The sequence below is a fragment of the Faecalibacterium sp. An192 genome (assembly GCF_002160175.1).
Classification (GTDB): Bacteria; Bacillota; Clostridia; order Oscillospirales; family Ruminococcaceae; genus Faecalibacterium.
The window spans coordinates 37,079-50,024 of record NZ_NFKB01000002.1 but is presented as its reverse complement, the minus strand read 5'-3'; the positions used below and the strand labels follow the sequence as shown (position 1 = coordinate 50,024).

11 protein-coding genes are annotated in these 12,946 nt (G+C 63.5%); 5 read left to right on the top strand and 6 right to left on the bottom strand.

All coding sequences use genetic code 11. From position 1 onward, the window contains the following. From B5F27_RS01120 to B5F27_RS01105, 4 genes are all read left to right on the top strand, one after another. Positions 1–834 (top strand): DUF5685 family protein, encoded by an 834-nt coding sequence (locus B5F27_RS01120; RefSeq protein ID WP_087364041.1) that lies wholly within the window; start codon positions 1–3, stop codon positions 832–834. 161 nt (positions 835–995) lie between these two features. Continuing rightward, positions 996–1,730, top strand: a complete 735-nt coding sequence (locus B5F27_RS01115) for a J domain-containing protein (protein WP_087246476.1) — start codon at positions 996–998, stop codon at positions 1,728–1,730. Between the two features lie 163 nt (positions 1,731–1,893). Further along, positions 1,894–3,270, top strand: coding sequence for a Trk system potassium transporter TrkA (gene trkA / locus B5F27_RS01110; RefSeq protein WP_087246475.1), 1,377 nt, complete (start codon positions 1,894–1,896; stop codon positions 3,268–3,270). Continuing rightward, entirely contained in the window at positions 3,267–4,709 is a 1,443-nt protein-coding gene (locus B5F27_RS01105; protein WP_087364038.1) for a TrkH family potassium uptake protein, read from the top strand. The genes trkA and B5F27_RS01105 overlap by 4 nt, the downstream gene beginning before the upstream one ends. Positions 4,710–4,822: 113 nt before the next feature. On the opposite strand, the gene B5F27_RS01100 is transcribed toward B5F27_RS01105, so the two are convergent. The 4 genes from B5F27_RS01100 to B5F27_RS01085 all read right to left on the bottom strand — a co-directional run bounded on the left by B5F27_RS01100 (position 4,823) and on the right by B5F27_RS01085 (position 9,647). Continuing rightward, on the bottom strand, positions 4,823–5,800 hold the full coding sequence (locus B5F27_RS01100; protein ID WP_087364035.1) for a hypothetical protein: 978 nt from the start codon (positions 5,798–5,800) through the stop codon (positions 4,823–4,825). An 87-nt stretch (positions 5,801–5,887) separates the two neighbouring features. After that, a complete protein-coding gene (locus B5F27_RS01095; RefSeq protein WP_087364032.1) occupies positions 5,888–7,204 on the bottom strand; it encodes a competence/damage-inducible protein A in 1,317 nt (438 codons plus the stop codon). A gap of 14 nt (positions 7,205–7,218) precedes the next feature. Next, entirely contained in the window at positions 7,219–8,418 is a 1,200-nt protein-coding gene (gene thiI / locus B5F27_RS01090) for a tRNA uracil 4-sulfurtransferase ThiI (protein ID WP_087246471.1), read from the bottom strand. A 77-nt stretch (positions 8,419–8,495) separates the two neighbouring features. After that, positions 8,496–9,647: a cysteine desulfurase family protein gene (locus tag B5F27_RS01085; protein WP_087364029.1), complete on the bottom strand. Its 1,152-nt coding sequence runs from the start codon at positions 9,645–9,647 to the stop codon at positions 8,496–8,498. Between the two features lie 180 nt (positions 9,648–9,827). On the opposite strand from B5F27_RS01085, the gene B5F27_RS01080 reads away from it, so the two are divergent. Then, positions 9,828–10,826 (top strand): GDSL-type esterase/lipase family protein, encoded by a 999-nt coding sequence (locus tag B5F27_RS01080; RefSeq protein WP_087246469.1) that lies wholly within the window; start codon positions 9,828–9,830, stop codon positions 10,824–10,826. 72 nt (positions 10,827–10,898) lie between these two features. Here B5F27_RS01080 and B5F27_RS01075 read toward each other — a convergent pair whose 3' ends face one another. Together B5F27_RS01075 and ilvA are read right to left on the bottom strand one after the other, a co-directional pair. Beyond that, on the bottom strand, positions 10,899–11,270 hold the full coding sequence (locus B5F27_RS01075; RefSeq protein WP_087364026.1) for a RidA family protein: 372 nt from the start codon (positions 11,268–11,270) through the stop codon (positions 10,899–10,901). A 382-nt stretch (positions 11,271–11,652) separates the two neighbouring features. Then, positions 11,653–12,858, bottom strand: coding sequence for a threonine ammonia-lyase (gene ilvA / locus B5F27_RS01070; RefSeq protein WP_087364023.1), 1,206 nt, complete (start codon positions 12,856–12,858; stop codon positions 11,653–11,655). Positions 12,859–12,946: the final 88 nt, after the last annotated feature.

Here is a 12,946-nt window from a genome sequence, read left to right as displayed (position 1 = left end):
ATGTTCGGCTATATCATTCCCGACCAGCAGGCCATGACCCCCGAAGCCCGGGACCGCTACCGCACCGCCTATTGCGGGCTGTGCCGCCGGGCTGCGGCCCTCCATGGCATGGCTGGCCGGATGACCTTGAGCTACGACCTGACCTTTTTGAACCTGCTGCTGTCCAGCCTGTACGAGGGCGAGACGCCGGCGGTGGCCGAGACCGGCCGCTGCCCGGTGCATCCCATCCGGCCCATCCACTGGCGGTACAGCGGCCCCACCGATTACTGTGCCGACATCGGCCTGGCCCTTCATTATTACAGCGCCAAGGACAAATGGGAGGACGACCGCAGCCCTCTGGGCCTTGGATATATGAAGCTGCTGGACCAGCGCCGCCGGGACGCCGAGGCCCGCTGGCCCCGGGCCTGCCAGGCCATCACCACCGGCCTGGCCCAGCTGGCCGCCTATGAGGCCGACGGCTGCGAGGACCTGGATTTGGTGTCGGGGTCCTTCGGGGGTCTGATGGCCGAGCTGTTCGACTACAAGCAGGACCGCTGGTCCGGCGAGCTGCGCACCATCGGCTACAGCATCGGCAAATATATCTATCTCCTGGACGCCTGGGACGACCTGGAGCGGGACAAGCGGAAGGGTTCCTACAATCCTCTGCGCAGCCTGTCCGCCGAGCCGGACTATGAAAACCAGATGCGGGAAATCTTCGAGCTGCTTCTGGCCCAGGCTGCGGCCGCCTTCCGGCGGCTGCCCTGCGTCGAGGACGTCGATCTGCTGGAAAACATCCTGTACTCCGGCATCTGGCTCAAATACAACGTGAAAAACAGCCGAAAACAGCCCCGCTGAGCCTTCTTGTGCGGTGTGGGGCTTGCTTTTTGAGCCTGTATACGATAAAATAGATGAGATTGTGAAGACCTTTCCGGGAGCGCGGGTGTTTCCCGCTCATGGGCGGCGGCCTGCGCGCTCCTTTTCCACATTGCGATAGAGAGTTGTGAGGAAGTTATTCGATGAAAGATCCCTATGAGGTTCTTGGCGTCCAGCGCGGCGCCAGTGAGGAAGAGATCAAGAAAGCCTACCGCGCCAAGTGCAAGCGCTGGCACCCCGACCTGAACCCCGACGACCCCACCGCCGAGGAACACTTCAAAGAGGTGCAGGCCGCCTACGACGCCATCATGAAGGGGGATACCGGCCCCCAGAGCGCCGGCGGCTACAGCCAGCAGGGCTATGGCGGATACAGTCAGCAGAGTTATCAGCAGGGCTACCAGCAGGGCGGCTTTGAGGATGGCTTCTATGGGTTTGACCCCTTCGGCTTTGGGTTTGGCGGATACGGCTACACCCAGCAGCAGCGGGGCCCCAGCAGTTCCAGCAGCGACCCGGCTGAGATCCAGGCCGCCCGCAACTTCATCGTCAACGGCCGCTACGCCGAGGCCCGCCGGGTGCTGGACTCCCAGCGGGACCGGAACGCCCGCTGGTACTATCTGTCCAGCCTGGCCAACCAGGGCCTGGGCCGCAGCATCGACGCTCTGCAGGACGCCCGCCGGGCCGTCCAGCTGGACCCCAACAACACCGAGTACCGCTCTCACCTGAACCGGCTGCAGAATCCGGGCCAAACCTACCGGACCCAGACCACCTACACCAACGCCGGCGGCGGCATCATGCGGTGGTGCTGGTCCATGATCCTGTTGAACCTGCTGTGCAACTGCTGCTGCGGCAACCGCTGGTTCTTCTACCGGCCCTTCTGATGTTCCCCGTTTTTTCGCGCAGTTTCGCCCCTGTCCCGCCCGGACAGGGGCTTTCTTCTTGCCGCTGGATATAGACCTTTCCCACAAATTATGTTAATATATTATTAATGTGACCGGGCGGCCCTACCCCCGGTCTGAATCAACTGGAAAGGATGCTTAACGCATGAAAATCATACTTGTGGGCGGCGGCAAAGTGGGCACGGCCCTGGCCCGTCAGCTCAGCGAGGAAGGCCACAGCGTCACGGTGGTGGACACCAACAAGGCCCGCGTGGAACAAATCGTCCAGAACTACGATGTTTTGGGCGTGGTGGGCAACGGTTCCTCCATTGCCACCCTGTCCGAGGCCGGCATCGAGGACAACGACGTCTTTATCGCCATCACCGGTTCGGACGAGCTGAACCTGCTGTGCTGCATGTTCGCCAAAAAGGCAGGCAGCCGCCACACCATCGCCCGGGTCCGCAACCCGTCCTACAGCCACGAGCTGGACTTTATCCGCCAGCAGACCGGCATCTCGGCCATCATCAACCCCGAGATGGCCGCCGCCGCTGAGATTTCGCGGCTGCTGCGGTTCCCCGGCGCCACCAAGATCGACACCTTCGCCGACGGCCGGGTCCGCCTGATCAAGTTCGCCCTGCTGGAACCCCACGGCCTGGACGGCATGCCCATCCGGGACATCCCCTCCCGGCTGGGATGCGACATTCTGGTCTGCGCGGTGGAACGGGGCAAGACGGTAACCATTCCCGACGGCAGCTTTGTGCTGCGCAGCGGCGACCTGGTCACCTTCCTGGCCACCCAGGAAAAGGCCCACCAGTTCTTCCTCAAGCTGGGCATCCCGGTCAAGCCGGTGAAAAACGCCATGATCGTGGGCGGCGGCGCCATCGCCTTCTACCTGAGCAAGTCCCTGCTGGCGGACAACGTCAAGGTCCGCATCATCGAGCGGGACCTGAACCGCTGCGACTATCTGGCTGAGGAACTGCCCCAGGCCCAGATCCTCTGTGCCGACGGCTCCAACCGCAGTTTTTTGCTGTCCGAGGGCCTGGACTCCACCGAGGCCTTTGTCTCCCTCACCAACATGGACGAGGAAAACATCCTGCTGTCCCTCTTTGCCAGCAACCACTCCCGCGCCAAGCGGGTCACCAAGATCAACCGGCTGGAATTCGACGATATGCTCTCCAGTTTTGACCTGGGCAGCATCATCTATCCCAAGTACATGACCTGCGACTTCATCGTCCAGTACGTCCGCGCCCTCCAGAACGAGGCCGGCAGCAACATCAAGACCCTCTACCGCATTCTGGACGACCGGGTGGAGGCGCTGGAATTCACCGTCCACGAAAACAGCGCCGTCACCGGCGTCCCCCTGAGCAGCCTGTCTCTGAAACCCAATCTGCTGCTGTGCTGCATCGCCCGGGGCGACCGGATCATCATTCCCCGGGGCGGCGACACCATCCAGGTGGGCGATACTGTCATCGTGGTGACCCTGCAGCATGGCCTCCATGACCTGCGGGACATCGCGGCCGGACAAGGGAGCGCACGCCGATGAATTATGCTGTTGTTTTCCGGCTTTTGGGCTATATTCTGCTGTGCGAGGGCGGCCTGCTGTGCCTGCCGGCCCTGGTCAGCGCTCTGTACAGCGAATGGGATATCCTGTGGATTTTCCTTTTCACCGTGGCCCTCTGCTTTGTGATCGGCCTTTCCCTCACCTTCCTGAAACCCCGCAGCAAGATCTTCCATATGCGGGAGAGCTGCGCCACCGCCGCCCTGACCTGGATTGTCATCAGTATCATGGGCGCCATTCCCTTTGTCCTGTCGGGGGCCATCCCCAACCCCATCGAGGCTCTGTTTGAGACGGTGTCGGGCTTTACCACCACCGGTGCCTCGGTGCTGGCCGACGTGGAGAGCCTGCCCATGGGCATTTTGTTCTGGCGCAGCTTCACCCACTGGATCGGCGGCATGGGCATTCTGGTGTTTCTGCTGGCGGTGATGCCCCTGACCGGCGGCAGCCATGTCAACCTGATGAAGGCCGAAAGCCCCGGCCCCCAGGTGGAAAAAATGGTGCCCTCGGTCCAGGCCACCGCCAAAATCCTCTACACCATCTATTTGGGCATGACCGCTCTTCAGATTCTGTTCATGTTGGCGGGCGGCTGTCCCCTGATGGACTCCCTGCTGCTGACCTTCGGCACCGCAGGCACCGGCGGCTTCGGCGTCCTGAACGACAGCCTGGGCAGCTACTCCACCTACATCCAGGTGGTGGTCACCATCTTTATGATCCTGTTCGGCGTCAACTTCAGCGTCTATTTCTATCTGACCCGCCGCAAGTTCAAAAAGGCCTTCGCCATCGAGGAAGTCCGGTGGTATCTGGCGGTCATCGCCGCATCCATCCTGCTCATCAGCTGGAACATCCGGGACCTGTTCCCCAGCTTCCTCACCGCGATGCAGCAGGCCGCCTTCCAGGTGGCCTCCATCATCACCACCACCGGTTTCTCCAGCTGCGACTTTGACCTGTGGCCCTCCTTCTCCAAAAGCATCCTGGTGGCCCTGATGTTCATTGGCGCCTGCGCCGGCAGTACCGGCGGCGGCATGAAGATCAGCCGTCTGATGGTTCTGGCCAAGAGCATCCGCAAAGAGGTGCTTCAAACCGTCCATCCCAACGCAGTCACCCCCATCCGGGTGGACGGCAAGCCCATCAACCACGAGACCCTCCGGTCCATCAACGTGTTCATGGCGGCCTACATCATCCTGTTTGCGTCGTCGGTGCTGCTGATCAGCCTGGACGGCTACGACTTCACCACCAACTTCACCGCCGTGGCCGCCACCTTCAACAACATCGGCCCCGGCCTGGCGGCCGTAGGTCCCACCGCCAACTTCTCCATCTACTCCGGCTTTTCCAAGCTGGTGCTGACCTTCGACATGCTGGCCGGACGTCTGGAGCTGTTCCCCCTGCTGCTCCTGTTCGCCCCCGAGACTTGGAAAAAATTCTAATCCGCTTTTCTGCGCCCTCTGCCCGCCGGCAGGGGGCTTTTTTTTGGGCCCAAAACAAAAAATCCGCCCATTCCTGCCGATATCCGGCACGGAACAGCGGATTTTTCTCAAATTCAGATCAGGGCCGCCCCCGAATGGGCCGGCAGCTGGCTCCCCTCCATCATGCTCTGCACCAGGCTGGGCAGGGCGGTCAGGTCTCCGTCGGTCACCCGCAGGGCGGCCGCCAGACCTGCCAGAGCCACCACCCCCAGCACAAAGGCCAGGCGCGCCGGCCAGCGGCGGCGATGCGTCTGCGGCGCCGGGAGGCTTGTCTCTGTTGAGGCAGGGTTTTCCGGCGTTTCTTCCTCCCCAGGGGCAGCGGATTCGGCGGGGGCCGCCTGGGCCTCCCACAGGGGGCCTGGCCGTTTGCCCCGGGGCACAAAGCACACTTCCGGGGACTGGCGGCGGCCTTCGGCGGCACGGCGCAGGATATCCAGCAGCCAGAGGGCGGGATTTTCCCCCGCGCCGGCCAGATAGAACCAGCTGCCCTTCCGGCCGGCCACCGCCACCAGGGTGCGCTTCTCCATCGAAAGAGCCCCCGCCGCCAGATCGGCCTTTGTCACCTTGAGGGTTGCCCGCAGGCGGTCCAGCTCCCGGGCCACCGGGCCGGCGGTTTCCTTTTTGTCCCGCCGGAGGGCCAGGGCCTCGATTCGCGCGGCGGCGTCAGGGTCCTCACAGCTGCCCGCCCCAAAGTCAAAGACGCGGTCCACCCCGTCCCGCCCTTCCAGCCGGGGGGCCAGCAGTTCCAGGGCCAGCTTGTCCCCACAGGCCAGCAGACGGTCCCGCTTCACCAGAGCCCGGGCGGCACAATCGGCCAGGGTCTGTTCCCCTGTGCCGTACAGCCCCGCCCGAAAGGTCCGGCGCAGCCGTCCCTCCGCCTTGTGCAGCGCGGGGGCCGGGGCCGTCAGGGCCAGAAGGGTCTCGGGCCCCTGGGACCGGCTCTCCACCTGAGTCAGGCCATACCGGCCCGCCAGGCCGGAGGCGGCCCGGCACACCTCCGCCTCCTGTACACCAAAAAACCGGAGCACCCAGCTCTCATTTGCCCCATCCATCCTTGCATTCCTCCTGTCGCTTTCTGCGGTGCATCTGAAAGCCGGTCCGGCAAGGGTGATGGCGCGCTGAAGGGTTTCAGATGGACCTTATAAGATCAACGCCTGGTCCAGTGCCTCCAGCGCCTCAGGCCGGGTGCAGTCCTCGGCCGTCAGGCGGCAGCAGCCCGCCGGGGCCTTGCCCTGCATCAGCCGCAGGGCCAGCTCCAGGGCCGCATGGGCCGCCCGGGCCCGGACATTTTCCCGCCCCGAGCGGACGTAGTGGAATTTCTCCACCCAAACGCCGTCCTCTGTGGCACCGGCAATATAGACGGTGCCCACCGGGCGCACTTGGTCGCCGCCCCCCGGGCCTGCCAGCCCGGTGACCGAGACCGCCAGATCCGCGCCGGCAGCCTGCCGGGCGCCCAGCGCCATCTGGGCCGCCACCGGTCCCGACACCACGTTGTAGCGCTCAATCACCGCCGGGTCCACCCCCAGCAGCCGGGCCTTGGCCTGTTCCCAATAGGTCACAAAGCCATAGCCGAACACGTGGCTTGCCCCCGGCACTGCGGTGAGCTGCTGGGCGATGAGGCCGCCGGTGCAGCTCTCGGCGGTGGCCAGGGTCATGCCCTTGGCCTCCAGGGTGTGGATCACGGTATGCGCCAAACCAGGTACATCTTCATCATACACCGCGTCGCCAAGAATATCATAGAACTTTTTGGCATATGCCCGGCACATGGCCTCCCCGTCCTGGTCGCTGGCCGCCCGGGCGGTGATGCGGATTTCGCTCTCGCCGGTCTTGCAGTAGATGGCCGCGGTGGGGTTGGGGCTGCTGAGCAGGTGCCGCACACGGTATTCAATCTCGCTCTCGCCCCCCAGAACCCGCAGCGTCAGGGAGTGAAGGGTGCAGTTCTGCCGGGCCAGCAGCCAGGGCCGGACCTGTTCCGCCCACATGGCTTTCATCTCGGCCGGCACCCCCGGCATCAGGACGGCGCAGCGGCCGTCCTGCTCAAACCAGGCCCCCGGCGCGGTGCCGTGGGCGTTGGGGATTTTCCGGCCGCGAACGGGCACCATGGCCTGTTTGCGGTTGTTGGGGGTGGTCTGACGGCCCATCCGGGTGAAAAAGCTCACGATCTTCTCCCACTCCTCGGGATCAAAGACCAGCGTATCCCCGTAGCAGGCCGCCACCGTCTCCTTGGTCAGGTCGTCGTCGGTGGGCCCCAGCCCGCCGGTGAAAACCAGCAGGTCGCAGCGGTCCTTGGCCTCCCGCACCCAGTCGGCCAGCCGCTCATGGTTATCCCCCACGGTGCTCTGGCGCTGGACGGTGATGCCCAGCTGGGCCAGCTCCTGGCTGAGGAACTGGGCATTGGTGTTCAGGATATTCCCCAGCAGCAGCTCGGTGCCCACGCTGATGATTTCTGCCGTCATGGCTCGGCCTCCCCTCAGTCTTCCAGCTCCAGCTCGTCATTGATGCGGATGCGCAGCCGCTCGGTCTGGGCCGCCGCCTCGGCCTCCAGCTGGGCCAGGCCGGGCATGGCGGCCTCCGCCTCCAGAATCTCCTCCAGGGTGGGACGGAGTTTGGGGTGGGGCGGGGTGAAGATGGTGCAGCAGTCCTCATAGGGCAGGATGCTGGTCTCAAAGGTGCCGATGTGCCGGGCGGTCTCCACAATCTCGGTCTTGTCCATGCCGATCAGGGGGCGCAGCACCGGCAGGTCCTGAGCTGCATCGGTGCAGCGGAGGGCGTGGACGGTCTGGCTGGCCACCTGGGCCAGGCTCTCGCCGGTGATGAGGGCTTCGCAGCCCTGGCGCTGGGCGATCTGGCCCGCAATCCGCATCATGCTGCGGCGCATCAGGACGGTGAAAAGCATGGCGGGAGCGTTGTCCCGGATATACTCCTGGGGCCGGGTATAGGGCACCACAAACAGGTTGCAGCTGCCGGTGTAGACGGTGGTGCGCTGGGCCAGGGCGATCACCTTGCGGCGGGCCCGCTCAGAGGTATAGGGAGGCGAAGCGAAGTGGATGTGATCCAGCGCCAGACCCCGCTTGGCCATCCGGTAGGCCGCCACCGGGCTGTCAATGCCGCCCGACAGCATATTCAGGGCGCGGCCGCTGGTGCCCACCGGCAGACCGCCCTCGCCGGGGGTCTTGGGTCCGTGGACGTAGGCCCCGCGGTCCCGGATTTCCACAATCACCTTGCAGTCCGGGTTGTGGACGTCCACCTTCAGCCGGGGATGACGCTCCAGCAGATAGGCGCCCAGCTCCCGCATCAGGGCGGGGCTGTCCATGGGGAAGGTCTTGTCCGAACGGCGGGCCTCCACCTTAAAGGTGACGGCATGGCGCAGGCTGTCTCCCAGATAGGACTCGGCGGTGCGGCAGATGGCGTCAAAATCCTTTTCACAGACGGCGCTGCGGCTGACTGCCGCCAGGCCGAACACCTTGCTCACCCGCTCAAAGGCCAGGTCCAGGTCGGCCCCGTCCTCCTCCGGCTCCATGTAAAAGGTGGACTGGGCGCACCAGACGTTGAACTTGCCGGCGTCCTTCAGCCGGAAGCGCAGAATTTTCATGAGAGCGGACTCAAATTGATTCCGGTTGAGGCCCTTGAGGGACATTTCGCCCTGGTAGCCAATGATTACTTCCTGCATATACATTCTCCTACTATAACAATCTGTCAAAACAAAAGCCAGTCCGGCCCGGGCCGGACCGGCCGTTTCCGGTTCCTTTAAAAGGACGCCAGGGTTTTCATGCCGGCCTCAAACCGCTCCAGGAAGGCGTCCACATCCTCGGGGGTGTTATCGGCGCAGAAGGACACCCGGATGGCGGTGTCGATGGCCCGATCGCTGCGGCCCATGACCGCCAATGTATGGCTAGGCTCGCCCCGGCCGCAGGCCGACGCCGAGGAGACATACACCTTTGCCTCGGCCAGCCAGGCCAGCATGGTCTCGCTCTTGATCCGGTTCTGGCTGAAATTCAGGATTTCAGGCACGCCGTCGGCGGGGCTGTTGATCTCCACCGTGGGGAAGGCCGCCAGTCCGGTCCGCAGCCGGTCATTCAGCTCCCGCACACGGGCGGTGCGCTCCCGCAGGGTGGGGGCCAGCTTTTGGGCGGCCGCCGCCAGGCCCAGGGCATAGGGCAGGTTCTCGGTGCCGGGCCGGATGCCCCGCTCCTGCTCGCCTCCCAGATAGGGCGGCCGGAAGCTCTGGATCAGCTTGTCGCTGAGGAACAAACCGCCCACCCCCTTGGGGGCGTGAATCTTGTGGCCGCTGACGGTGAAGCTGTCGATGCCGCTGTCCGCCAGCTTGACCGGCAGCCGCATCCAGGCCTGGACGCCGTCCACATGGACCATCACCCGGGAGTTGATCTTTTTGGCCTCCCGGGCCAGGCGCTCCACGTCGCAGCGGGCGCCGGTCTCGTTGTTCACCATCATGCAGGCCACCAGGACGGTGGAACGGTCCACCTGTTCCAGCATCCGGTCCACGTCCAGCCGGCCATCGGCTTCAGGGGCCACAAACACCACCTGCCAGCCGCTGGAAGCCAGCTGCTCCAGAGGACGGCGGACGCTGGGATGCTCAAACCCCGAGCAGATGATCTTTTTGCCAAAGGTCTTGGTGAGAGCGCCGCCCAGCAGGGCCAGGTTGTTTCCCTCGCTGCCGCAGGAGGTGAAATAAAACTCCTTGCTCTTGCAGCCGATGGTGCGGGCCAGAGCGGCCCGGGCATGGCCGAGGGCCGCCTCGCTCTCGGCGCCGGGCCGGTAGAGGGAGGAAGGGTTGGCCCAGTGCTCCAGCATGGCGGTATGGATGACATCGGCCACCGCGGGGTCCACGATGGTGGTGGCCGCGTTGTCCAGATAATGCAGCGAAGGGTCTGTGCGCATCAAATTACCTGCTTTCTGTCAAGAATTCCTATTTTATAAGTATAGCATAAATCAAGCCAGGAAGAAAGGCCCCGCCGCCCCCTGGCAAAATTCACCTGCCGCCTTGCGCGGCGGTGGCGGGCGCTGTATAATAGAATCAATCATCAAAAGTCCCCGGGAAACCGGGGCAAGGAGGACCCTATGGCAGACTATCAGGAATACCGCCGCCATGTTCTGCACAGGCGGTGGCGCAGGACGTTTTCCACCGTGCTGGCGTTTCTGATGCTGGTGCTGCTGTGCGGCGTATGGGTGCTGTGGCGTCAGCTCTACCCCACCCGCCGCGAAAACAAAACGCCCCAGGTCACCCTGCTGGAACAGACCCTGCCCAGCACCGAATGGCGTACCCTCAGCTACACCCGTCAGACCAGCCTCACCGTCCAGAAACTGACCGACGGCATTACCACCGCCATGGATTTCCGGCTGGCGTCCATGCCCGAAACCCAGACCGCGCCGGTGGACCTGAGCTATTTTGACAACGCCGTCTTTCTGGGAGACAGCCTGACCCAGGGCCTGCAGATCTACGACACCGGCCTTCCCAACGCCCACTATTGTGCCTACCGCGGGGTAGGCCCCAGCGCGGTGGTCAACGGCACCACCTGCACCCGGGTGGACGGCGTCCAGGAAGTGCCGCTGGATGCAATGGTATCTTATGCCCCCGAATCCGTGTACATTCTGCTGGGCACCAACGTCCTGACCCAGGACACCGACTACACCAGTTTCCTCAACTACTACAGCCTGATGCTGGACCGCATCCGGAACCTTTTGCCGGACGCGGACATCTATGTCCAGTCCATCACGCCGGTGCGCCCCGAGGTCAGCGCCGACGCCAAGCACGCCGGCATGTATGCCGAGCGGTTCATCCGGGTCAACAATGACCTGGCGGCCCTGGCGGTGGAAAAAGGCTGCTACTTCCTGGATCTTTGGGAGGTGCTGGCGGACGAAAACGGCGACCTGAAAGCCGAATACGCCCAGCCCGACGGCTACCATCTGTTGCCCGCGGGCTACACCGCCTGGGTGGAGTACCTGCGCACCCATGTGGCCCACAACGACATTGTGAACCCCACCGAGGAACAGGTCCAGACCGCTGAGGCCGGCGTCCAGACCGAAAGTCTCCCCGCCGCAGCCAGCATCCCGGCCTGATTTCCCCTCACAGCACAAACAAAAAGGACAGCGCGTCATCCGACCGCTGTCCCTTTTCTTTTGTGGTTTTTGTTACCGCTTGGCGATGCACTCGATCTCCAGCTTGGCGCCCTTGGGGATGGCGGCCACCTGCACGCAGCTGCGGGCGGGGTAGGGCTCGCTGAAGGCCTGGGCGTAGATCTGGTTCACTGCGGCGAAATCGTTGATGTCGGCTAGGAAAATCACCGTCTTGACCACGTTGGCCATAGTGAGGCCGGCCTCAGCCAGAATGGCCTTGATATTGGCCAGGCTCTGGGCGGCCTGCTCCTCCACGGTGTCAGCCATCAAACCGGTGGCAGGGTTCACAGGAATCTGACCCGACACAAAGACCAGATCCCCCAGGTCCAGAGCCTGGCTGTAGGGACCGATGGCGGCGGGTGCGTTGGAAGTGGAAACAACGTTCATGGTAAGTTCTCCTTTTGCGGCAGGCTTGCGCCTGGGTGATGTATATTCGTCGAATGAAGGCCCCTGTGCCAAATCATCCGAAACAGAACGGCCCGGCCCATCACGCTGGACTCACAGGGCCGCAGGCCGGGAGCCTTATAAAGCTACCGGGAAACTGTCCCCTTTCGCCTGACCTGCTTCTGCGGCTGTCTGCCCATTTTCTCTCAAAAGCAGACGCAAAGACCGAAAAATCAGACTGGCACGACGCTGGACTCACAGGGCCGCAGGCCGGGAACCTCTTAAAGCGGCTGGAACCTTATCGCCGGCAGGGCCTTGTGAGGACCACAGCAGTCAGCGGTACCAGGTGAAGCTTTTTGCCAAGCTTTTTCTCGAAAAAGCGGAATTAGGTGCGTTCGGCGACCAGCTGGAAACCGGCTTTGGCCAGCTCGGTGCGGATCTGCTCGATCTGGGCGGCGTCGCGGGTCTCCATGCCCAGCTTGAGGAAGCAGCTGGAGATGGGCATGTCGGGATCGGAACCGTCGTACTGAACCGATACCACGTTGCCGCCGCACTCGGCCACAATCCGGGATACCTTGGTCAGCTGGCCCGGCTTGTCCTCCAGGGCAATGGTCAGATTGGACTTCCGCCCGCTCATCACCAGACCGCGGGTGATGACACGGCTGAGGATGTTGACGTCAATGTTGCCGCCCGACACCACACAGACCACTTTCTTGCCCTGAATGGGCAGCTTGTGGAACAGGGCCGCCGCCACCGGCACCGCGCCGGCTCCCTCGGCCACCAGCTTCTGGTTCTCCATCAGGGAGAGGATGGCCGCTGCGATTTCGTCCTCGCTGACGGTGACCACCTCGTCCACGTACTTTTCGCACATTTCATAGGTCAGCTCGCCGGGGGTCTTGACCTGGATGCCGTCCGCAAAGGTGGAAGCGGCGTCCAGGGTCTGATACTTGTGCTGCTGCACCGACTGGTACATGCTGGGCGCGCCCGCCGCCTGGACGCCGTAGACCTTTACCTCGGGCCGCAGGGACTTGATGGTGAAGGCGATGCCGGCAATCAGGCCGCCGCCGCCGATGGGCACAATCACTGCGTCCAGGTCGGGCAGCTGGTCCAGAATCTCCAGACCGATGGTCCCCTGCCCTGCGATGACCAGCTCGTCGTCGTAGGGATGAATGAAGGTCATGCCGGTCTCGGCCTGGAGCTCCACTGCCTTGTCGTGAGCGTCGTCGTAGGTGCCCGGCACCAGACAGACCTCAGCGCCCAGGTTCTTGGTGTTCTCCACCTTCATGATGGGGGCGCCGTCCGGCATGCAGACAATGCTCTTGATCCCCCGGCGGGTGGCGGCCAGGGCCACGCCCTGGGCGTGGTTGCCCGCCGAACAGGCAATGACGCCCCGGCTGCGCTCCTCCTCCGACAGCTGGCTGATCTTATAATAGGCGCCCCGTACCTTGAAACTGCCGGTCACCTGGAGATTCTCGGTTTTCAGGTAGAGATGGCAGTCCTTGGACAGCAGGGGTGCCTCGATCAGGTCGGTGCGGCGGGCGATGTCCTTCAGCACAAAGGCGGCGTGGTAGATTTTATCCAGTGTAAGCATAATCCCTCTCCCAACAAAATACAGGACCGGGACGCCCTGTGTCTCTTTCTGTAAAAAGGTCTGATAGACACCAGTATAGATTACATAA